Annotated in this window: 18 protein-coding genes; 1 reads left to right on the top strand and 17 read right to left on the bottom strand. The window is 69.5% G+C overall.

Annotated elements, in window-relative coordinates; genetic code table 11:
- Positions 1–16 precede the first annotated feature (16 nt).
- The 16 genes from AC07PZ_RS29335 to AC07PZ_RS29260 all read right to left on the bottom strand — a co-directional run bounded on the left by AC07PZ_RS29335 (position 17) and on the right by AC07PZ_RS29260 (position 17,961).
- A complete protein-coding gene (locus AC07PZ_RS29335; protein ID WP_495298706.1) occupies positions 17–1,570 on the bottom strand; it encodes an acyl-CoA synthetase in 1,554 nt (517 codons plus the stop codon).
- Positions 1,571–1,631: 61 nt separating this feature from the next.
- Entirely contained in the window at positions 1,632–2,846 is a 1,215-nt protein-coding gene (locus AC07PZ_RS29330) for a CoA transferase (protein ID WP_495298705.1), read from the bottom strand.
- Positions 2,847–2,857: 11 nt separating this feature from the next.
- The gene (locus AC07PZ_RS29325; protein WP_495298704.1) at positions 2,858–4,612 is read right to left on the bottom strand and encodes an acyl-CoA dehydrogenase family protein; all 1,755 of its coding nucleotides are present in this window, start codon (positions 4,610–4,612) and stop codon (positions 2,858–2,860) included.
- A gap of 10 nt (positions 4,613–4,622) precedes the next feature.
- A complete protein-coding gene (locus tag AC07PZ_RS29320) occupies positions 4,623–5,936 on the bottom strand; it encodes a phytoene desaturase family protein (protein ID WP_495298703.1) in 1,314 nt (437 codons plus the stop codon).
- A complete protein-coding gene (locus AC07PZ_RS29315) occupies positions 5,933–6,850 on the bottom strand; it encodes an HpcH/HpaI aldolase/citrate lyase family protein (RefSeq protein ID WP_495298702.1) in 918 nt (305 codons plus the stop codon). The genes AC07PZ_RS29320 and AC07PZ_RS29315 overlap by 4 nt, the downstream gene beginning before the upstream one ends.
- Positions 6,847–7,698 (bottom strand): HTD2 family dehydratase, encoded by an 852-nt coding sequence (locus tag AC07PZ_RS29310; RefSeq protein ID WP_495298701.1) that lies wholly within the window; start codon positions 7,696–7,698, stop codon positions 6,847–6,849. The genes AC07PZ_RS29315 and AC07PZ_RS29310 overlap by 4 nt, the downstream gene beginning before the upstream one ends.
- On the bottom strand, positions 7,695–9,227 hold the full coding sequence (locus AC07PZ_RS29305) for a 3-hydroxyacyl-CoA dehydrogenase (protein WP_495298700.1): 1,533 nt from the start codon (positions 9,225–9,227) through the stop codon (positions 7,695–7,697). Before AC07PZ_RS29305 ends, AC07PZ_RS29310 begins: the two co-directional genes overlap by 4 nt.
- 1 nt (position 9,228) lies before the next feature.
- The gene (locus AC07PZ_RS29300) at positions 9,229–10,044 is read right to left on the bottom strand and encodes an enoyl-CoA hydratase-related protein (RefSeq protein WP_495298699.1); all 816 of its coding nucleotides are present in this window, start codon (positions 10,042–10,044) and stop codon (positions 9,229–9,231) included.
- Entirely contained in the window at positions 10,041–10,835 is a 795-nt protein-coding gene (locus tag AC07PZ_RS29295) for an enoyl-CoA hydratase/isomerase family protein (RefSeq protein WP_495298698.1), read from the bottom strand. Before AC07PZ_RS29295 ends, AC07PZ_RS29300 begins: the two co-directional genes overlap by 4 nt.
- Positions 10,832–12,034 carry an acetyl-CoA acetyltransferase gene (locus tag AC07PZ_RS29290; RefSeq protein ID WP_495298697.1) on the bottom strand — a complete coding sequence of 401 codons (1,203 nt, stop codon included), beginning with the start codon at positions 12,032–12,034 and terminating at the stop codon, positions 10,832–10,834. The genes AC07PZ_RS29295 and AC07PZ_RS29290 overlap by 4 nt, the downstream gene beginning before the upstream one ends.
- 3 nt (positions 12,035–12,037) lie before the next feature.
- Positions 12,038–13,537, bottom strand: a complete 1,500-nt coding sequence (locus AC07PZ_RS29285) for a hydroxymethylglutaryl-CoA synthase family protein (RefSeq protein ID WP_495298696.1) — start codon at positions 13,535–13,537, stop codon at positions 12,038–12,040.
- 2 nt (positions 13,538–13,539) lie between these two features.
- Positions 13,540–14,478 carry an alpha/beta hydrolase gene (locus AC07PZ_RS29280; RefSeq protein ID WP_495298695.1) on the bottom strand — a complete coding sequence of 313 codons (939 nt, stop codon included), beginning with the start codon at positions 14,476–14,478 and terminating at the stop codon, positions 13,540–13,542.
- Positions 14,475–15,224: an SDR family NAD(P)-dependent oxidoreductase gene (locus AC07PZ_RS29275; protein ID WP_495298694.1), complete on the bottom strand. Its 750-nt coding sequence runs from the start codon at positions 15,222–15,224 to the stop codon at positions 14,475–14,477. The genes AC07PZ_RS29280 and AC07PZ_RS29275 overlap by 4 nt, the downstream gene beginning before the upstream one ends.
- Complete coding sequence (locus AC07PZ_RS29270; RefSeq protein WP_495298693.1) at positions 15,221–16,060, bottom strand: enoyl-CoA hydratase/isomerase family protein; 840 nt, start codon at positions 16,058–16,060, stop codon at positions 15,221–15,223. The genes AC07PZ_RS29275 and AC07PZ_RS29270 overlap by 4 nt, the downstream gene beginning before the upstream one ends.
- Before the next feature lie 96 nt (positions 16,061–16,156).
- Complete coding sequence (locus AC07PZ_RS29265) at positions 16,157–16,675, bottom strand: aromatic-ring-hydroxylating dioxygenase subunit beta (RefSeq protein WP_495298692.1); 519 nt, start codon at positions 16,673–16,675, stop codon at positions 16,157–16,159.
- Entirely contained in the window at positions 16,672–17,961 is a 1,290-nt protein-coding gene (locus tag AC07PZ_RS29260; protein WP_495298691.1) for an aromatic ring-hydroxylating oxygenase subunit alpha, read from the bottom strand. Before AC07PZ_RS29260 ends, AC07PZ_RS29265 begins: the two co-directional genes overlap by 4 nt.
- A 179-nt stretch (positions 17,962–18,140) precedes the next feature.
- On the opposite strand from AC07PZ_RS29260, the gene AC07PZ_RS29255 reads away from it, so the two are divergent.
- Positions 18,141–18,461, top strand: coding sequence for a 2Fe-2S iron-sulfur cluster-binding protein (locus AC07PZ_RS29255; RefSeq protein ID WP_495298690.1), 321 nt, complete (start codon positions 18,141–18,143; stop codon positions 18,459–18,461).
- A gap of 64 nt (positions 18,462–18,525) precedes the next feature.
- Here AC07PZ_RS29255 and AC07PZ_RS29250 read toward each other — a convergent pair whose 3' ends face one another.
- Positions 18,526–19,314: an NAD(P)H-dependent oxidoreductase gene (locus tag AC07PZ_RS29250; protein WP_495298689.1), complete on the bottom strand. Its 789-nt coding sequence runs from the start codon at positions 19,312–19,314 to the stop codon at positions 18,526–18,528.
- Positions 19,315–19,763 lie beyond the last annotated feature (449 nt).

Here is a 19,763-nt window from a genome sequence, read left to right as displayed (position 1 = left end):
TTGCTTGCGCCCCATCCTAGTTCACCGCCTTGCTGCGCCCCTTCCAGTGCGGCTCGCGCAGCACGTTCTTCATGATCTTGCCGGCGCCCGACAGCGGCAACGCGTCGCGGAACTCGACCGAGCGCGGGCATTTGTAGCCGGCGATCAGGCTGCGGCAGTGTGCAATGAGCTCGGCCTCGGTCAGCTCGGCGCCCGGCCTGCGTACCACGACCGCATGCACGGTCTCGCCCCACTTGTCGCTGGGGATGCCGATCACCGCGCATTCGCGCACGCCGGGATGCTGGTGCACCGCGTTCTCGACCTCGCGCGAATAGATGTTCTCGGCGCCGCTGATGATCATGTCCTTCACGCGGTCGACGATGTAGATGAAGCCGTCGTCGTCCATGTAGGCACCGTCGCCGGTATGCAGCCAGCCGTTGCGGATCGCGGCGGCCGTCGCCTCGGGCTTGTTCCAGTAGCCGAGCATGGTCTGCGCGCCACGCACCGCGATCTCGCCGGGCACGCCACGCGGCAGTTCGACGCCGGCCTCATCGACGATCTTCACGTCGATGCCATAGGCCGCGCGGCCCGCCGACAGGCGCCTCGATGCGCCGTGCGGACCGTCGAAGTGGTACTTCCAGGGCAGCGTGGTGGCGAGCGTCGTGCACTCCGTCATGCCGTAGCCCTGGATGAACTCCCAGCTCGGCAGCTCCCTGGCGGCCTGCATGAGCACCGCGTCGGGCATCGACGACGAGCCGTACTCGCAGTAGCGCACGCTCGACAGGTCGTAGGCGCGGATGTCCGGGTGGTTGATCATCGCGTTGACCATCGTGGGCACCAGCAGGCAGTAGTTGACCTTGTGCGCCTGGATCGCCTGGAAGGCCGTGACCGGTTCGAACTTCGGCACGCAGACGTGCGAGCCGCCGGCGAAGGACACCGCGAGCGCCGGCGACGCGCCCGCCAGGTGGAAGAAGCCCGCCACGTGCATGTAGCGCGTGTCTTCGTCCAGGTGCAGCGACGCGATCCAGTTGATCGACGAGAATACGAAGTTCTTGTGCGACAGCATCACGCCCTTGGCGACACCGGTGGTGCCGCCGGTATAGAAGATGGCGTAGAGATCGTCGTCGCTCGCGCAGCGGTCGTCGGCCGGCTCGCTGGTGGCGATCAGGGTCTCGTAGGCATGCATGCCGGCCGGCGTTGCGGCCTCGCCCATGTGCACGAGGTTCGGCACCGGGCACGCGGCGGTCAGCACCACCGCCTGGTCGGCGAACGCATCGTCCACGAGGAGTGCGCGGGCGCCGCTGTCGCGCAGTGCATAGACGTTCTCGGGCACGGCCCAGCGGGTGTTCAGCGGCACCAGCACCAGGCCCGCCCATGCCGTGGAGAAGAACAGCTCCAGGTAGTTGTCGCTGTTGTGCGCCAGCACGGCGACGCGGTCGCCGCGTTGCAGCCCGAGTGCGTGCAGCGCGGCGGCGGTGCGTGCCACGCGGTCGCCGACCTGCAGCCAGGTCCGCTCGCGTGTGCCGTAAATCGTGGCAGCGTGGCGGCCACGGGTCTGGATGGAACGATGGAGCGCTTGGGTAAGTTGCATGGCCTGTCTCGCTGATCTTGGAATGAAGTCGAAGGGTGCTGTCGGTGCTGTTGGTGCTATGTCAGCCGCCCGCCACGCCCTTGTCGTGCAGGCGCCCGTAGGCCGCCGCGTCGAGCCCGAGGATCGAGGACAGCACCTCTTCGGTGTCGGCGCCCAGCCGTGGCGCGGGCTGCACGGGCCGCCGCGGCACGGCGGAGAAATCGAGCGGCAGCCCCGGTGCGATCACGCGGCCGACGCCCGGCTGGTCGATCTCGCCGAACAGCGGATTGGCCAATGAGCAGGCCGCATCCTCGCGGACGAGCTGCCGCATCGTCTGGTACTTGCCCCAGCAGACGCCGTGGCGGTCGAACACCGCGGCGACCTCGGCGAACGGCCTGGCACCGACCCACCGTGCGACCGCCTCGCGGATCTCTTCGCGGGCGCGGAAGCGGTCGCCTTCGCGGGCGAGATCGAGGCCGAGACGCCGCTCGACCGCCGCCATCTCGTCGCCGATCGACAGCGCGTCGCACAGCACGCGCCATTGCTTGCCCGTGAGCCCGACCACCATGACGCGCACGCCGTCCGAGGTCGCGAAGTCATGGCCGAAGGCGCCGAAGAGATGGTTGCCGTGCCGGCCGCGTTCCTGGCCGAGCTGCGCCTCGGCCAGGAAGCCGAGATGGCCGACCACCGCCAGCGCGACGTCTTCCAGCGCCAGTTTCACGTGCTGCCCGACGCCCCGCCGCCGCCGATGGCGCTCGGCCGCCAGCAGTCCGACCGCGGCCATCTGCCCGGTGATCAGGTCCCAGGCCGGCAGCACATGGTTGACGACGGTTTCCGCATCGCCGCTGCCCGTCAGGTAAGGCAGGCCGATGCGCGGATTGATGGTGTAGTCGACCGCGGCGCCGCCGTGGCGATCGCCCTGCACGGTGAGCTGGATCAGGTCGTCGCGGCGCTGACGCAGGCCGTCGTGGTCGAGCCAGCCGCGCGGCGGGAAGTTGGTGAGCAGCATGCCCGCGTCCTCGCCCGGCGCCGTGATCAGCGCCATCGCGAGCTCCTTGCCCTCGGGCGAGGCCAGGTCGAGCGTCACCGACTTCTTGCCCTTGTTGAGGCCGGTCCAGAACAGGCTGGTGCCGTCCTCCGACACCGGCCAGCGCCGGTGGTCGAGCCCGCCGTTCAGCGCGTCGATGCGGATCACCTCCGCGCCCATCTGTGCCAGCGTCATGCCGCCCAGCGGCGCGGCGACGAACGCCGCCGCCTCGACGACACGCAGCCCTTCCAGGAGATTGCCGTTGTCCATATCCGACTCCTTCAATGTGCAGCCGCCGCAGCAGCCGCAGCGGCCGGCGCGGTGTCTGCCAGTGCTTGTTCCGCCAGCGCCTGCTCCAGCAGGCTGCGCGCGATGACCTTCAACGCCAGCGTCTCTTCCGCGCCTTCGAAGATCGACAGCACGCGCGCGTCGACGAAGTAGCGGCTCACCGGCGTTTCCTCGGCATAGCCCATGCCGCCGTGCAGTTGCAAGGCCTCGCGCGTGACCCATTCCGCCGAGCGGCAAGCCAGCAGCTTGACCAGGCTGGCCTCCATGCGCCCGCCGCCCGCGTCGAGCGTGCGTGCCACCGCATAGGCCAGGCGCTGGCACGCCGCATAGCGTGCACCCATGCGTGCCAGCTTGGCCAGCGTCAGCGGGCAGTCCAGCAGCGGCGCGCCGAAGACCTTGCGGTCGGCCGTGTAGCGCAGCGCCGCACGGATCGCGGCGCGCATCACGCCCGAGGCGCGGCCGGCCGTCTGCATGCGGCCGCCCATCATTCCGGCCATCGTGAAATAGAAGCCCTTGCCGAGCCCGGCGCGGCCGCCGATCACGTGGCTGTCGGGCACGAAGAGCCCGTCGAAGGACAGGTCGAACGAATGCATGCCGCGGTAGCCGATGGTCGGTATCGCCTTGCCGGTGAGCCGGCCGCCGCCCTCCGCCTCGCCCTGCAGATGGTCGAAGGCATGGCCGTCGTCGGACGGCTTCTCGACCAGCATCAGGCTCAGGCCGCGATGGCCGGCCGAACGGTCGGGGTCGGTGCGCACCACCACCATCAGCAGGCCGGCCTTGCCTGCGAAGGTGCACCAGGTCTTGGCGCCGTCGAGCCGCCAGCCGCCGTCGACCCGCGTGCCCCGGAGCATCAGCCCCGCGACGTCGGAGCCGTAGTCGGGCTCGGTGATCGCGATGGCGCACAGCGGGTCGCCCGTCGCGATGCGCGGCAGCCAGTGCGCCTTCTGCTCGTCGGTGCCGCCCGCCATCAGGGCACGGCTCAGGATCTCGGGCCGCGTGATCAGGCTGCCGGCGCCGGCCAGCGAGGCTTCCGACAGCGCCTCGGTCACCAGCACCATGAGCAGCGTGTCGTCGCGGTCGTTCGGGCCGCTGCCGCCGAAGCGCTCCGGTACCGTCAGGCCGAACACGCCCATCTCGCGCAACGGCTGCAGCAGGCTCTCGGGCACGGTCAGGTCGTGGCGATGCAAGGCCTCGGCCTGCGGCGCCACCACGTCGGCGGCGAAGCGGCGGAACGCGTCCTGTGCCATCGCGTGCGATTCGTCGAGCACCACGCCGCCGACCTCGCCGTCCGCATCGGCCAGCGCGCGGCCGACGGCCTGCAGCGCCGTCGCGCTGCCGGCGGAGCGGCGCAGCGCCGCCCAGGCCGGATCGGCGGCGAAGGCATGCAACGGCGCGGTGTCGAGGTCCAGTTCCAGGAAGAGCATCTCGGTGCGCGCGAGCACCGCGCCGATCGCGTCCACGCCGAAGACCAGCGCCAGGCCGGCCTCCAGCGCACTGGGCGCCCTGCCCGCGGTACTCGATCCGCCCGACGCATCCACGCCATCGATCGCCGTCTCCGCCGCCAGCAGGTCGGCGCTGGCCCAGGCCAGCTCGTAGTTCGCGACCTGGCGTGCGTCGAAGCGCCGTGCGTTGAATGCGCCTTCGTCAGTGCAGGCCCGTGCCAGCGCCTGCGTGGCGCGCTGGAGCAGCGGACGCAGGCCTGCGAGCAGCGCCGCACAGCGCTGGATGTCCTTGTCGTATGCAGCCATCGCGCGGGCCTCAGGCGGCGGCCAGCACGTCGAGCGCCAGCTTCGACACGGTGCGGCCGGTGTCGGCGCAGGCTTGCGTGCCGCCGTCGCCATAGTCCTTGACGGCGTCGCCCACGTGCCAGAAGTTCGGCAGCGGCGTGGTCTGCGGCAGGTCGTAGCCGCCGCACGAACGCTGGGCCGGCCAGTCGCCGCGCATCACGCGCACCGACAGCATTTTGGCGTTGGCGAAGCCGGGGAACAGGTCGCGCAGGTCCTGCAGCGACGCCTCGATCTCGGTGTCGTTGTCGAAGTCGCCGATGGCCGGCCGCGGCACCGCATAAGCCACGTACTGGTGCCAGCCCGCGGGCGCCAGCTCGGGGCAGGTCGCGGTGAGTTCGCCGATGTTGCACAGGCGCCGCGTGCGGCCGAAGGTCACCAGGCCCGGCGCGTCGTAGAGGCGTTCGCGCGTGGCGAAGTTGATCACGATGTTGGCCGCCGGCTTCGGTGCGGTCGTGGCCATCGCCACGTATTCGGCGCCGAAGGCCGCCGCGCCGGGCAGCGCCACGGTGGCGCGCGGCCCGATGTTGCTGATCACCACGCGGGCGTTCACGCGGGTGACGACGCCGTCCTTCACCAGGTCGACGCCGGTGGCGCGGCCATCTTCCACGTGCAGCGCGGCAACCGGCGTGCTCAGCCACACCTCGCCGCCGCGGCGGCGGATCGCGTCCGTCAGGTCGTTCCACAGGCCGACGGTGCCGCGCGGGCAGAAGCCGAAGCGCTTGAACGCGCCCTTCACCGCGAAGTAGGTCAGGAAGGCACGCGCCGGCAGCTCGTCCGAGTTGGCCGCGAAGATGGCCGCGCACAGGTTGCGGAAGATCGCATGCACCGTCTCGTTCTTGGTGTACTGCGCGAGCCATTCCTGCGTGGTGAGCTTCGCCTCGGGCAGGTCGCCGCCGCGCGCATCCGCGAACTTGGCGCCGATCTTCGCGGCCTGCTTGGTGAAGCCGCCCAGCAGCATGCCCCAGCCGCCCTTCGCGACGTTGATGATCTTGCCGTCGATGAGGAACACCGTGGCGGGGTTCGGCTCGCGCAGGTCGAGTTCGACGTCGAGCAACGCGAAGGTCTCCTCGAAAGTCGATCCGCGCTCGATCGCGATGGCGCCGATGTTGACGGTGAAGCCGTCGATCTGTTCGCTCGACGCGCGGCCGCCGACGCGGTCCAGGCTCTCGGCGACCAGCACCTTCTTGCCGGCGGCCACCAGCCGCGCGGCGGCGCTCAGGCCGCCCGCGCCGGCGCCGATCACGATGGCGTCGTAGGTGACGGGATGTGTGGCGGTTTCAGTCATGGTGTCTTGTCTCCAGTGAGTTGTTGGGCAGGGATTCGGGCGGCACGGCGCAGCAGTTCGCGAGCGCGCGCCACCACGGGCAGGTCGACCATCTTTCCGGCGTACTCGACGGCGCCTCGACCGTCGCGCTGCGCGGCCTCGAAGGCCGCGATCAGGCCTTCGGCATGGGCGCGTTCGTCCGCCGATGGCGAGAAGCCGTCGTTGAGCACCGGCACCTGGGCCGGATGGATGCAGAAGGCGCCGACGAAGCCCAGGTCGCGCGCCAGCCGGACCTGCGCGGCGAAGGCGTCGATGTCCGCGAACTCCGCGATCGACGCGGGAAAGCCGAGCGGCAGGATGCCCGCGCGGCGGCAGGCGAAGGCCACCATCTGGTTGGGGCCGAACAGCGTGGCGGGCGTCGGCGACATGCCGGCGCTGGCAGAAAAGTCCTCGGAGCCGAGGATCATTCCGAGCAGCCGCGGCGAGCTCGACGCGATGGCGTCGAGATGCGGCAACGCCGCCACGTCCTCGATCTGTGCGATGAGCCAGGTGCGGCCATCCGGCAGGCCGAGCTGCCGCTCGCGTGCCGCCACGCGCTGCGCGGCACCCAGCACGGCCGCCGGCGAGTCGACCTTCGGCAACACGAGCGCCTGCACGGCCGCGCCGACCGCGGCATCGATGTCGAGCGCGGCCATGTCGGCGTCGGCGTTCACGCGCACCAGCACGGCGGTGCCGTGCGCCGCCACGCCGGCAGCACGCGCAGCCAGGCCTTCGCGCGCCTGCGGCTTGAGCGCCAACGGCACGCTGTCCTCGAGATCGAGGATGACCGCGTCGGCGCCACGCTCGTGCGCACGCGCCACGAACCGGTCGACGTGCGCGGGCACGAAGAGCATCGAGCGCCAGACCGGCGGCTGGGAGTCGGTGGCAGCCATCATGCGAAGCGCACGTTGGCGCCCATGCCCTGCGCACCCTGCGGATCGACGGTCCAGAGCCGGGCGGACCGACCGTCGTCGCCGGCCCGGCCCTGCAGGGTCAGCAGGTCGGTGTCGAAGGCCGGGCGCAGCGCGCGAAAGTCGAAGTGCGCGATGGGCAACTGCGGCCGCTCGGCCTGCAGCAGGTCGAGCAGCAGCGTGGCCAGCAACGGACCGTGCACCACCAGCGCCGGATAGAACTCCTGCCCGGTCGCATAGTCGCGGTCGTAGTGGATGCGGTGGCCGTTGTAGGTCAGCGCCGAGTAGCGGAAGAGCATCGCCGGATCGGGCTGCAGCGCGCGCTGCCATTGGGCCTCGTCCTTCGGCCGTGCGCCGGGTGGCAGCGGTGCGGCGGCGGTGGGCGCATCGCGGTAGACGATGTGCTGGCGCTCGCGCAGGCAGGTCCGTCCGGCCTGCGACAGCACGTGCTCGACCGTGACGAACACCAGCGCGCCGCTCTGCCCCTGCTTGAGCTCCACCGACTGCACCGTCGACACCTTCTGCGCGTCGCGGCCGATGGTCAGCGGTGCTTCGACGTCGATCTCGCCCGAGGCCCACATGCGCCGCGGCAAGGGCACCGGCGGCAGGAAGCCGCCACGGCCAGGATGTCCGTCGGCACCGATCGCGGCGCGTGCGGGCGTGTCGAGGAAGTACAGCCAGTGCCAGGGCAACGGCAATGCGTCGCCGGCTTCCGGTGCCTGCGCGCGGTCGAGCAGCCCCGCCAGCGCACGCGCCGGAAAGGGATCGATGCGCTGCTCGGCGATCTGCTGCCGGCCGACCCATTCGCGCAGATGGTCGATGTCCAACGTCATGCTCGTGCCGCCTCTGGCGTGCGCAGCGACAGGCCGAGCGCGACGCGGCGCTCCAGCCACGGGCTGGGGCGATAGCGCGGATCGCCGGTCGCGGCCTGCATGCGCCGCAGGATCTGCAGCACCTGGACGCCGCCGATGCGGTCGCCCCAGGCCAGCGGGCCGTGCGGATAGCCCAGGCCGAGCTTCACCGCGTCCTCGATGTCGTCGATCGACGCGATGCCGCGCTGCGCGATCTGCGCCGCGATGTTGACGATGGTCGCCAGCACGCGCTGCACGATGAAGCCCGGGCTGTCGTTGATCACCGTGACGCCGACGCCGTCCTGCGACAGCAGCGCATGCGCGGCGTCGCGCCAGGCTGGCGTGGTCACCGCGGTGAGCATCAGCGTGCGGTGCAGGCCGAAGCCCGGCAGTGGATCGATCGCCACGCAACGCGGCGCGTCGAGGCCCAGCGCGATCGCCTCGCTCGTCGCGTCGCGTCCCCAGGGCTGCACGATCAGCAGGGCATCGGGTTTCGGGTCGTCGAGCCATCGCGCACCGGCCTCGGTCACCAGCGCGCGGAGCGCTTCGCGGTCGGCCGCATCCGGCGCGACCCACACGCCGAGTCCGGCGGGCAGCGCGGGCACGGGCGGCACCGGCGGCAGTTGCCTGGCATCGCCTTCATACGCGTACCAGCCCTGCCCCGTCTTGCGGCCGAACAGGCCGGCGGCCACACGCGGCGGCACCAGCGACGACGGCCGGAAGCGCGGCTCCTGCTGGAACTGCTCGTAGATGGACGCCATGACCTTGCTCGACACGTCGAGCCCGGTCAGGTCGAGCAGCTCGAACGGCCCCATGCGAAAGCCGGCCGCCTCGCGCAGCACGCGGTCGACCTGGTCGACGCTGGCCGACTGTTCTTCCAGCAGACGCAGCCCTTCGGTGTAGAGCCCGCGGCCGGCGTGGTTGACCAGGAAGCCCGGCTGGTCGGCCGCGACCACCGCGCGGTGGCCGGCACCGGCGACCAGATCGCGCAGCGAGCGGACCACGGCGGGCGCCGTGCGCACCGCCGCGATCACCTCGGCCACCTTCATCAGCGGCACCGGATTGAAGAAGTGCAGGCCCGCCACGCGCTCGGGGCGCGTGCAGGCCGCCGCGATCTCGGCCACGACCAGCGACGACGTGTTGCTCGCCAGGATGGCCTGCGGCGACACGACCGCTTCGAGCTGGCGGAACAGCGCCCGCTTGAGCTCGAGGTCTTCGACGATCGCCTCGATCACCACGTCGCAGTCGGCCAGATCGGCGAGCGTGCCCGCGGCGTGGATCTGCCCGCGGATGCGTGCGAAGTCGTCCGCGCCGAGGCGCCCTTTCTCGACGCCGCGACCGATCATGCCGACGACGAAGTCGACGGCCTTGGCGGCGGCGCCATCGAAGCTGTCGAAGCAGTGCACGCGGTGCCCGGCCTGCGCGAACAGCTGCACGATGCCGCGGCCCATGGTGCCGGCGCCGATCACGGCGATCCTGAGTGATGAGGACGAGGATGGGGATGTGGTCATGTCATTCGCCCTTGAAGTCGGGCCGGCGCTTGTCGAGGAAGGCACGCATGCCTTCGGTCTTGTCGGCGGTGTCGAAGAGAAGCAGGAACTCGCGGTTCTCCAGCGCGAGCGCGGCGTCGAGCGGCAGGTCGGGCCCCTGGCGCAGCATGCGGCGCGTGGCGGCGACCGCCTTGGGCGGCATGCGGGCGGCCTTGCGCGCCAGTGCCACGGCGCGCTCGAGGGCCTGGCCCTCATCCGCGAGTTCGGCCACGAGGCCGAGCTGAAAGGCACGCTCGCCACCGAGCTGCTCGCCGGTCAGCAGCAGCATGGCCGCAACGGGCCGGCCCACGGCGCGCAGCAGCCGCTGGGTGCCGCCCGCGCCGGGCATGATGCCGACCGCCAGCTCGGGCTGGCCGAAGCGCGCCGTGGCGTCGGCGACGATGAAGTCGCACATCATGGCCAGCTCGCAGCCCGCGCCGAGCGCGAAGCCGGCAACGGCCGCGATGGTCGGCTTGCCGCACTGCGCGATCGGCGCCCAGTACTGGCCGAGGTCGATGTCGGCGACCTGCTGCGCGCCCTTGTCGACCAGCAGGTTCAGATCGGCGCCCGCCGCGAACACGGTGCCACCGGTGATGACGATGGCGCGGATCGCGTCGTCGCGGTCCAGCGCCGTCACCGCCTCGGCGATGGCGCAGCGCATCGCGATGTCGAGTGCATTGCGCTTCTCGGGCCGGTCCAGCGTGACGATGCCGACGGCGCCGTCGCGCGCCACGCGCACCGGCGGTGGCGTGGCGAGGCCGGCGTCCTGGTCGATGCCCTGGCCGATGCCGCCGCTCATCGCGCCGCTCCCGGCAGGTTGACGAAGTCGGCCGTGCGCTTGCTGCTGAAGGCGTCGTAGCCCTCGCGGAACTCGGCCGCCGTCAGGCAGAACGCCTGGTCGTCTTCCTCGCGCAGCAGTTCGGCGTCGAGCGATGCCGAGACCCGCGTCAGCCGGTCCTTCATGCGTGCGAAGGCGCCCATCGGCAGTTGCGCCAACTCGCTCGCCTTCTCGATCGCCGTGGCCATGACCTCTGCGTCCGGCACCAGCACGTCGGCCAGGCCGATGCGGTGCGCCTCTTCGCCGCGAACCGGCTCGCCGGCTGTGAGGATGCGGCGCGCGGTGCCCACGCCGACGCGGCGCGGCAGTGTCAGCATCTGGCCCCAGTCGGGCACCAGGCCGAGCTTGAGGAAGGGAAAGAGGATGCGCGTGCCGGGCCCGGCCACGATGTGGTCGCCCAGCAGCGCCAGCCCGACCGCCGCGCCGGCACCGATGCCTTCGACCGCGCTGACGACCGGGATGCGCAGCGCCGCCACGCTGCGGCACAGCACCGCGATGTGCTGCATGCGGGCGCGCGCACCGGCCTCGTCGAGGCCCAGCATGCTGGGCACGTCGCCGCCCGCGGAAAACACGCCCTCGGCGCCGCCGAAGACCAGCGCGCGAACGCTGCCGTCGTCGCGGATCGCGGCCACGGCCGACGTCAGCGCCTGCCGCACGCCCAGGTCGATCGCGTTGCGCTTGTCGGGCCGGTTGATCAGCAGCCGCGCGACGTGGGGCGCCGGCCGGTCCTGCAGGACGACGGGCGGCGTCATGCGCCCTCGCGTCCGACGATGGAAACCGAGCAGACGTTCTGCGACGGCTGGCCACCCAGGTTGTGCGTCAGGCCGATCGTCGGGTCCGACAACTGGCGGGGGCCGGCGCGGCCTTGCAGCTGCAGGTACATCTCGTAGAGCATGCGGATGCCGCTCGCGCCGATCGGATGGCCGAAGCACTTCAGGCCGCCATCGATCTGGCACGGGATCTTGCCGTCGGCGTCGAACACACCGTCGAGCACGTCGTGCACCGCGCCGCCGACATCCGACAGGCCCAGGTCTTCCATCGTCACCAGCTCGGTGATGGAGAAGCAGTCGTGCACCTCGGTCATGCTGACCTGCTCGCGCGGCCGGGTGATGCCGGCCTCCGCGTAGGCGCGCTTCGCGGCGATGCGGGCGGTGTGCACGTAGCTGCCGTCCCATTCGTTGGACTGCAGTTCCCAGCCGTTGGACGTCACGATCTGCAGCGCCTTGAAGGTGACGAGGTCGCGCTTGCCCAGGCTGCGTGCGATGTCCGGTCGGGTGACGATCACGGCGGCCGCGCCGTCGGACACGCCGGCGCAATCGAACAGGCCCAGCGGCTCGGCAATGATCGGCGCCTTCAGCACCGTCTCTTCGCTGACCGCCTTCTGGAAATGCGCCTTCGGATTCTTCGCGCCGTTGGCGTGGCTCTTGACCGACACGTGCGCGATCGCGCGCTTGAGCAGCGCCGCATCGACGCCGTGCTTGCTGCGGTAGGCGGTGGCCAGCTGCGCGAAGTTGGCCGGCGCCACCGCGTTGGGATACCACTGCGGTATGTAGGTGCCGACGGTCGCGACGGGCAGGCCGCCGTAGCCCGTGTCCTTGAGCTTCTCGACGCCCAGCGCGATGGCGATGTCGCAGGCGCCCGCGGCCACCGCATAGACCGCGGCGCGGATCGCTTCGGAGCCGCCGGCGCAGAAGTTCTCGACGCGGGTCACGCCGATGTTCGGCAGGCGCAGCGCAATGCCCATCGGCGTGCCGCCGCGGCCGGTGCCGACGTCGTCCATGTGCGTCGAGAACCAGGCGGCGTCGAGCTGCTCGGGCGCGATGCCGGCGTCGGCCATGGCCTCGTTGTAGGCCTCGACCATCAGGTCCTCGGGGCTCGCGTCCCAGCGCTCGCCGAACTTGCTGCAACCCATCCCGAGGATGGCGACCTTGTCCTTGATGCCTGCGGCCATGATTTACTCCGTTCCCTTGTCGTTCGAAGCCGATGCGCGCACCGGCGTGGCTTTCCAGAAGTAGCGCGTGTAGCCGCGCCGGTCGTCGACGTCCTTGATGCGGAAACTCATCTCGACGGCGGTGCCGGTGTCGACGTCACCCTCGCCGGTGTCGGTGAACTCCATCAGGATGCGGCCGCCGCCGTCGAAGTCGACCTGTCCGTAGCGATGCGGCGGCGACCGGTGGAAGGACAGGTATTCGGCCGACCAGCTCAGCACGGTGCCGCGGCGCTCGGCCAGCTTGTAAGGCCGCTGCGTGTCCTGCAGCGGCTTGCCCTGGTCGTACGAGATGCGCGACGGCGGGAAGTGCACGCTGCCGGTGACTTCGCAGCGGCCGGCGACCAGGCCGAGGATCGCCGTGCGGTGGCGGTAGGCGGTCGACAGCGCGGTCTTGCGGTCCTGCTCGCCGCGCATGCCGCGCTCCAGTTCGAGCTGGCCCTTGAAGGACAGGAAGCGCGTGTAGGCGGTCTCTTCGACGCCGCGCTGGATCCACGCCGACACGCCCTTCACCGGGCGGAAGCTGCCGATGTGCTCGGTCACGCGGAACACCAGCGCCTGCGCACCGCTGCCGAACTGCGCCAGCAGGATGTGCTGGCCCGGCTGCGCGCGTTCGAGCACGTGGGCCAGCATCAGCAACGCATGCGGCACGCCGGTGTCGCCGACCGAGGCCGACAGCGCGTCGACCACCGCCTCGGCACGCACGCCGCAGGTCTTGGCCAGCTGCTGGTCGATCTTCTGGAAGGTGCTCGGGAAGATCAGGTGGTCGATCTGCGAGGCGTCGACCTTGGCTTCCGCCAGCGCGGCCTTCACCGCACGCGGCACCAGCTTGCCGATGCCTTCGTCGCGCACCCAGCGCTCTTCCCAGGCGTAGTCGACGTCTTCGCCTGCGGCCCGGAAATGGTCGACGAAGTCGACCGTGACGGTGCCGGCGCCGAGGTACTCGGCCAGCACCCGGCCGCTGCCGATCTGGATGGCGGCAGCGCCGTCGCCGAAGTCGAGTTCCTGCGAGCTGGCGGCGCGCGTCTTGCGGTTGTCGGCGGCGAGCACCAGCACGTCGCCACCGCTTCCGCTCATGCTACCGCTGCGGACCTGCGCGACGGCCTGCGTCAGCGCCGCCAGCGCCGCGCGCTGCGAGCCGGTGACGTCGGACGCCTGCACATCGTCGCGCAGCGTGAGCGCCTCGCAGACGATGCCGGCGTTCAACCGCTCGGCGAAGGGCAAGGTGCCCGAGGCCAGCAGCACGCCTGCGATCTGCGAGCGATCGTCCGCGGCGCCCAGGCAATCGCGCGCGGCGGCCACGGCCATGGTGATGCTGTCTTCATCCCAGTTGGCGAAGGCGCGGCTGCCCTTCACCTTGGCGAACTGCGGTGCATACCAGGCGTTGGCCTCGGCCACGGCACTGCGTGACAACCGCAGGCGCGGCACATAGCCGCCATATCCAACGATTCCGACAATTCCGGACATGTTCAGGACTTTCTCGTGAGTGGGGGTTGTGGAAGGAGCGCCCGGACGAAGGCACCGATCGATCGGCGCGCGTCCAGCGCTTCGGGCAGGGCTTCGGGGAACTGCTGGAAGACGTGGATCATTCGATCCCACACCTCGAGCTGCACCGGCACGCCGGCCGCCCTCGCCTTCTCGGCGAAGGCGACGGAGTCGCTGAGCACGGTCTCGCGGTCGCCGACCTGGATCAGCAGCGGCGGCAGGCCGTGCAGATCGGCGAACAGCGGCGACACCCACGGATGACGCGCGTCGCCGTCCGGGCCCAGGTAGTTGCGGGCCATCGCGAGGATCATTGGCCGCTGATGGATCGGGTCGCTCGCGGCGCGTGTCGCATAGCTGTCGCCGGAGGCACTCATGTCGGTCCAGGCGGACATCAGCACCGCGCCCGCGGGCAATGGCCGGCCGGCGTCGCGCAGCTGGAGGAGCGCGGCGAGCACGACATTGCCGCCGGCCGAATCGCCGGCGAAGACGATCTCGCCGGGCGACACGCCTTGCGCCAGCAGCCAGTCGTACGCGGCGGCAGCATCTTCGAGCGCGGCCGGATAGCGATGTTCGGGCGCCAGCCGGTAGTCGATGCCGAGCACGCGGCAACCGGTGGCCGCGGAAATGCCCGCCATGAGTTCGCGATGCGAATGCACCGAGCCGACCTGGAAGCCGCCGCCGTGGAAGTACAGCACCGTGGCGCGCGACGCCTCGGCGTCCGGGGCGATGACCCATTCGCCGGCCAGCGTGCCGATGGCGACCCGGGCCACCTGGGCGGCGACCACATCGACACCGAACAGCGCGTCCCAGTCGGCGCGCATCTGCGCGACCGTGGTGCCGCGGCCCCAACTCTTGTAGACCGAGCGCACGCGCTGGATCACGCCGTCGAGCTGTGCGTCGGTGGCGGTCTGGCGCGCACTCATTGGCCGCACCCCATGCCACCCGAGACGCCCAGGGTCTCGCCGGTGATGAAGGCCGCGCCATCCGAGGCCAGGAAGGCGACCGCGGCGGCCACCTCGTCCGGCGTGCCCAGGCGGTTGGCGAGCGTGGCGCCCTTCATCGCATCGAGCAGGCGCTCGCCACCGGCGGCCACCGCTTCGCGCAGCAGCGGCGTGTCGATCGGGCCCGGCGCGATCACGTTCGCGGTGATGCCCTTGCGGCCGTTCTCGCGTGCGATCGACCGCGTGAAGGCGATCACGCCGCCTTTCGCCGCCGCGTACACCGCCGCACCGCGCGAGCCCATGCGACCGGCCTCGGATGCGATGTTGACGATGCGACCGAAGCCGGCCGCCTGCATCGCGGGCAATGCCGCGTGCGTCGTCGCGAAGACGGCCTCGAGATTCACCGCCAGCAACCGGCGCCAGTCGGCGATCTGCGTCTGCGTGAAATAGGCATGCTGGTCGATGCCAGCGTTGTTGACCAGGATCTGGTGCGGCCCGCTGGCCAGCACGGCGGCATGGGTGCGCTCCAGGTCGCTCACGTCGAGCCCGATGGCCACGCCGCCGATCTCGGCGGCGAGCGTGCGTGCGGTGTCGATGTCGAGGTCGGCGATGGTCACGCGCGCGCCGTCGGCGGCCAGACGCCGCGCGATGGCCGCGCCGATGCCCTTGGCACCGCCGGTGAGGAACACGCTGCGGCCGGCCAGCGGCGCAGTGGACGGCGTGCTCATCGGCCGGTGAAGCGCGGTGCGCGCTTCTCGATCACGGCGGCCAGGCCTTCCAGCGCGTCCTGCATGCCGCACAACTGGGCCTGCGTGCGGTTCTCTTCCGGCATCACGGCTTCGGCGCCTTGCCCGAGGCCGTTCCACAGCAGCCGCTTGGTTGCCGCCAGCGCGGCGGGCGCGCCGGCCGCCAGCTGGCGAGCCAGCGCGAGCGCTTCGCCCTGCAGCGACGCGTCGGGCACCACGCGCGACACCAGGCCGATGCGCAATGCCTCGGCCGCATCGATCACCGGGTTGAACAGCAGGATGTCCATCGCCTTGCGCAGTCCGACCAGGTGCGTGAGCGTGACCGACACACCGGCGTCCGGCACCATCGCCACGCGGGTCGCGCCGGCCAGGAACCGGGTCGATTCACCGGCCACCACCACGTCCGATGAACAGACCAGGCCCATGCCGCCACCGCCGGCGGCGAAGCCCTGCACCGCGCTGACGACCGGCGCATTCAGCCGCATCAGCAGCGACACCACCAGTTGCAGGTAGGAGGTCGCCATGCGGATGTAGTCGGGCAGCGCATCACCCTTCGACAGGAAGGTGTGCACGTCGCCGCCCGCGCAGAAGTTCTTGCCTTCGCCGGTCAGCAGCACGACGCGCACGCGGCCGTCGCCGTGCACCTGCATCAGCACCTCGTGCAACGCCTTGAGCAGTTCCATGTTGAGCCCGTTCGAGGCCTCGGGCCGGGCGAGCTGCACATGCGCCACGCCATCGGCGTGCAGCGCGAGCCGCACGGGCCCGTCGGACACGAGCACCTCGATCGAGGGCTCGTGGGGTCGGTTGTCTCCGGTCATTCTTGTGTCTCCCGCCTGGACGGCGCGTGGTGAGCAGAAGGCGCCGCATCGCACGGCGCCGCAGGTACCGCCTGCAGGCAGGCAGTGGCCCGGGGCCTAGATCAGGAAGGCCATCGAGAAGAGCGCCTTCTCGTTGTTGGTCAGCACGACCTTCTTGACGGCCATGCGCAATCCATCGGCTTCGCGGCGCAACCGGTACTCGTTGCGCGAGCCCCAGATCGTGTCGGCGCGCGCATGCGCCTCGAACACGATGGCATTGGCCGTCACCAGCAGGTTGGTGCCGTCGTTCTCCAGGATCTCGACGTTGGAGATCACCCGGCGCAGCGGCGAACGCGGCGACTGGCTGTAGCGCTTGCCGGTATGGAACTGGCGCACGCGCAAGGCGATGCGGGAGCGGTTGTCATAGATGATCGACATCTCCTTCTCCGGGTCGCCCGTCTCGCCGTTCGCCGGGATCCAGTAGACGCCGTCGTCGGTCCACAGCGCCTCCCAGTCGTCGTACGCATGGTTGTCCTGGTGGCGGGCTTCGCGGTAGAGGAACTGCGACACCTCGTGGTGGAGCAGCAGGTCGTCGACGCTGAGGCCCGTGGTCGCGGTCATGGTGGCGGTGCTCATGCAGCCTCCATCAGCGCGCGGTAGTGCCGCCAGATGCCGCGGGTCGGCGTCTCGTCGGTGGCGTCGCCGATCAGGTAACCGTTTTCATCCTCGCGCTCGCGGTGCTTGCCGCGGCCGAGGTAGAGCCATTCGGGGCTTTTCGACTGCACGCCGAGCTGCGTGCGTTCGTACATCTCGGCGTCGTCCGCCAGCAGAAAACCTGCCGGACCGACCGAGCCCATGGTCTGCTGGCGCAGCCGGCGGTTCAGGTCGGGCGCGCCCTTGAACTGCAACGCGGTCACGTGTTGCACCGTCTCGTTCACCGACAGCGGCTGGATCACGAAGATCTGGATCTCCGCGATGAACAGGTTCGGGTAGATCATGATGTGTGGCGTGCCGTCGATCATGATCTTGCGGGCTTGTTCCGGGCCGTAGGCGGCCTGCATGTTCTGCGTGTATTCCGGCAGGCGTTCGGCGGTGGTGCCGAACCAGCTCATCGGCACGTCGCGCTTGCGGAACTCGGGCCGCAGGTCGTTCTCGGAATGCCCCTTGCCGAAGTAGCGCGACACCGCGGTGGAGTCGCTGCTGTAGAGCGTGCCGATGCCACTCTGCGCCACCTCGAAGATCGAGGCATGCACGAAGGACGGGTGATAGCCGTCGGTCTCGTTCTCGACCAGGAATTTCCAGTTCGACTTGACCTTGTGCTTGAGGAAGCCGGCGGTGATCTCGACCTCGCCATCGGGAGATGTCAGGCACAGCGCATCGATGGCTTGCGCGGCGGCGCCCAGGTGCTCTTCGAGCGACGGGCCGTCCTCGGCCATCGAGCCGAACACGAATCCCTTGTAAGACGCCACGCGCGCCACCTTGCCGAGTCCGAGCTCGGAGCGGTCGACGCCCTCGTAGCCCGAAGGAAAGGGATAGCCGCGCAATGCACCATCGTTGGTGAAGGTCCAGCCGTGATACGGGCAGGTGAAGGAACGGGCGGACCCCTTCTCGGTCATGCACACGCGGTTGCCGCGGTGCGGGCAACGGTTGTGCAGCAGGTGGATATGCCCTTCGCGGTCACGCGTCATGAGGATCGGTTCCGGGCCGATCGACTTCATCACGTAGTCGTTGGGCTGTGGCACTTCGCTCTCATGGCCGACGTAGACCCAGGTGCGGAACCAGATCTTGCGAAGCTCCTCCTGGAAGATGGCCGGGTCGGTATAGACCGAGCCGTGGACCTGGTCGGGGCGGACCAACTGGTCCCAGGCGTGCGACTGGACCGCAGTTGGGACGATGGGAATCACTGGGGCACAAGCGGACATGTTGTCACCTCCACAAAGAGTGTTGCTGCACGACGCGGCAGCATTGCGATGAACCGTTGTTGGCGCAATAATAGACCGACTGGTCGGACTATGTCAACGCATTCGGAGCCATTTCGAAAGTCCGTCCGTCCCCTGCGTGGCAGGGGCCGATCCACCCATACAGAGACGAAAAAAGACCCATGCCCACCGTCACATTCATCGAGCACGACGGCACCACGCACTGCGTGCCGGCCCCTACCGAACGAACGCTGATGCAGATCGCCGTGGACAACGCGGTGCCCGGCATCCTTGGCGACTGCGGCGGGTCCTGCAGTTGCGCGACCTGCCACGGCTACGTTGATCCACAGTGGGCGGACAGCCTGCCGCCCGTCTCGGAAACGGAGGCGTTCATGCTGGAAGGCGTGCCGGAACAGCGCGGCAACAGCCGGCTGTGCTGTCAGATCCGGATGCGTGCGGAACTCGATGGCGTCGTCGTGCGATTGCCGCTGGAACAGGTGTGAGACGCGGCGTGGCCGATCCGGCCGTTCGCGCTGGGCAGGCCACCGACTTCGACGTCGGCGTCGATCAGTGTGGGGACGCTGCGTCCGTATTCACCGCTGAGGTGGCATTGCTGCCGCGGTGCACATGCTGGCCCGCCGCACCGGGCGCGATGCCCGGCTTCAGTTGCCAATCGGCACCAAAGTCTGCAAGCGGATGGAAGAACATGGGCGCATCGGTCTCGATGCGTCGCAGCCGTTCGGCGTAAGCGTCGAGATAACCATGGCGCTGCGCCTCGTCGGTGTAATGGATCGACCAGGCCATGAACGGCGGCAGCACCTGGAAACCGGCATAGGCCAGCGTGCCGCTGTGCAGATGCCAGAGGTTCACGTCCAGGCTACCCAGCAGGCCGCCAGGTGCAACCATCTCCGGATAGCAGCCGGTCGACACGGTCAGCATCGCCCGACGACCGCGCAAGCCGCCGGCGTCCATGCGGCGACCCTTGCCGTACACCACGCCGTTGACGAACACGCGGTCGATCCAGCCCTTGAGAATCGCCGGCACGGAAAACCACCACAGCGGAAACTGCAGGATCAGGAAGTCGCACCACACCAGCTTCTCGAGCTCTGCCTGGATGTCGGGAGCGAACGCGTCGTGCTCGTGTGCGTACTTCTGCTCGCGGTCGTACTGCAGCATCTCAGGGAAGCGCCGTTGCGTGAAGTCCGCCGCAGTGGCAACCGGATTGAAGTTCATCGCGTGCAAGTCGGACACCTTCACTTCATGTCCCAGTGCAACCAACGCGTCGACAGAGCGCTTCAACAGCGCCGCACCGAAGGACTGAGGCTCATGATGTGCAAAAACGATCAGGACTTTCATCTGCGGTTTACCTCTTGTTGATGAGGTTCAAATTATAGTCCGACGCGTCGTTTTATAAATTGTGCGGATCTCGGTTGGCAAGTTGGTCGGCTTCACGCCTCCATGTCGCCTGGGAGGTTTATGGACCCCAAGTTCATCGCCCCCTGGGTCACACGGTTGCCAAGCCTACGGAACGAGCGGATATACGTTGTCTCGTCGTCGGGTCATGTCGATTGATAGATCGCAGCCGAACCATGCATTGCGGTCTCGGCATGAATCGCTTGGTTCATCGCTAGAGGCACTTGCGTTACTGCCTCCGTAGGACATGCGGAAACTTTGGAGACTTCAAACGCTGCAGCTCCAAACTTCGTCGCTATTGGTTCTCTTTGTTAATTGCTTTTCGCAATAACAAAAGCCCCCTGCTCTTTCGAGAGGGGGCTTTTGAGGGCTGTAAGAGCCTGACGATGACC

The organism is Variovorax sp. GW821-FHT10B04 (assembly GCF_059415645.1).
Note: the sequence above shows the minus strand (reverse complement) of the source record. Positions and strands in the feature narration are given on the sequence as shown.

Excerpts from the sequence above, each read along its gene's own strand:
- AC07PZ_RS29270 (WP_495298693.1), bottom strand. The coding sequence starts at position 16,060 with ATGACCGGAGACAACCGACCCCACGAGCCCTCGATCGAGGTGCTCGTG.
- AC07PZ_RS29320 (WP_495298703.1), bottom strand. The coding sequence starts at position 5,936 with ATGACTGAAACCGCCACACATCCCGTCACCTACGACGCCATCGTGATC.
- AC07PZ_RS29260 (WP_495298691.1), bottom strand. The coding sequence starts at position 17,961 with ATGTCCGCTTGTGCCCCAGTGATTCCCATCGTCCCAACTGCGGTCCAG.
- AC07PZ_RS29335 (WP_495298706.1), bottom strand. The coding sequence starts at position 1,570 with ATGCAACTTACCCAAGCGCTCCATCGTTCCATCCAGACCCGTGGCCGC.
- AC07PZ_RS29250 (WP_495298689.1), bottom strand. The coding sequence starts at position 19,314 with ATGAAAGTCCTGATCGTTTTTGCACATCATGAGCCTCAGTCCTTCGGT.
- AC07PZ_RS29290 (WP_495298697.1), bottom strand. The coding sequence starts at position 12,034 with ATGGCCGCAGGCATCAAGGACAAGGTCGCCATCCTCGGGATGGGTTGC.
- AC07PZ_RS29275 (WP_495298694.1), bottom strand. The coding sequence starts at position 15,224 with ATGAGCACGCCGTCCACTGCGCCGCTGGCCGGCCGCAGCGTGTTCCTC.
- AC07PZ_RS29295 (WP_495298698.1), bottom strand. The coding sequence starts at position 10,835 with ATGACGCCGCCCGTCGTCCTGCAGGACCGGCCGGCGCCCCACGTCGCG.
- AC07PZ_RS29330 (WP_495298705.1), bottom strand. The coding sequence starts at position 2,846 with ATGGACAACGGCAATCTCCTGGAAGGGCTGCGTGTCGTCGAGGCGGCG.
- AC07PZ_RS29310 (WP_495298701.1), bottom strand. The coding sequence starts at position 7,698 with ATGACGTTGGACATCGACCATCTGCGCGAATGGGTCGGCCGGCAGCAG.
- AC07PZ_RS29285 (WP_495298696.1), bottom strand. The coding sequence starts at position 13,537 with ATGTCCGGAATTGTCGGAATCGTTGGATATGGCGGCTATGTGCCGCGC.
- AC07PZ_RS29280 (WP_495298695.1), bottom strand. The coding sequence starts at position 14,478 with ATGAGTGCGCGCCAGACCGCCACCGACGCACAGCTCGACGGCGTGATC.
- AC07PZ_RS29325 (WP_495298704.1), bottom strand. The coding sequence starts at position 4,612 with ATGGCTGCATACGACAAGGACATCCAGCGCTGTGCGGCGCTGCTCGCA.
- AC07PZ_RS29315 (WP_495298702.1), bottom strand. The coding sequence starts at position 6,850 with ATGATGGCTGCCACCGACTCCCAGCCGCCGGTCTGGCGCTCGATGCTC.
- AC07PZ_RS29300 (WP_495298699.1), bottom strand. The coding sequence starts at position 10,044 with ATGAGCGGCGGCATCGGCCAGGGCATCGACCAGGACGCCGGCCTCGCC.
- AC07PZ_RS29265 (WP_495298692.1), bottom strand. The coding sequence starts at position 16,675 with ATGAGCACCGCCACCATGACCGCGACCACGGGCCTCAGCGTCGACGAC.
- AC07PZ_RS29305 (WP_495298700.1), bottom strand. The coding sequence starts at position 9,227 with ATGACCACATCCCCATCCTCGTCCTCATCACTCAGGATCGCCGTGATC.
- AC07PZ_RS29255 (WP_495298690.1), top strand. The coding sequence starts at position 18,141 with ATGCCCACCGTCACATTCATCGAGCACGACGGCACCACGCACTGCGTG.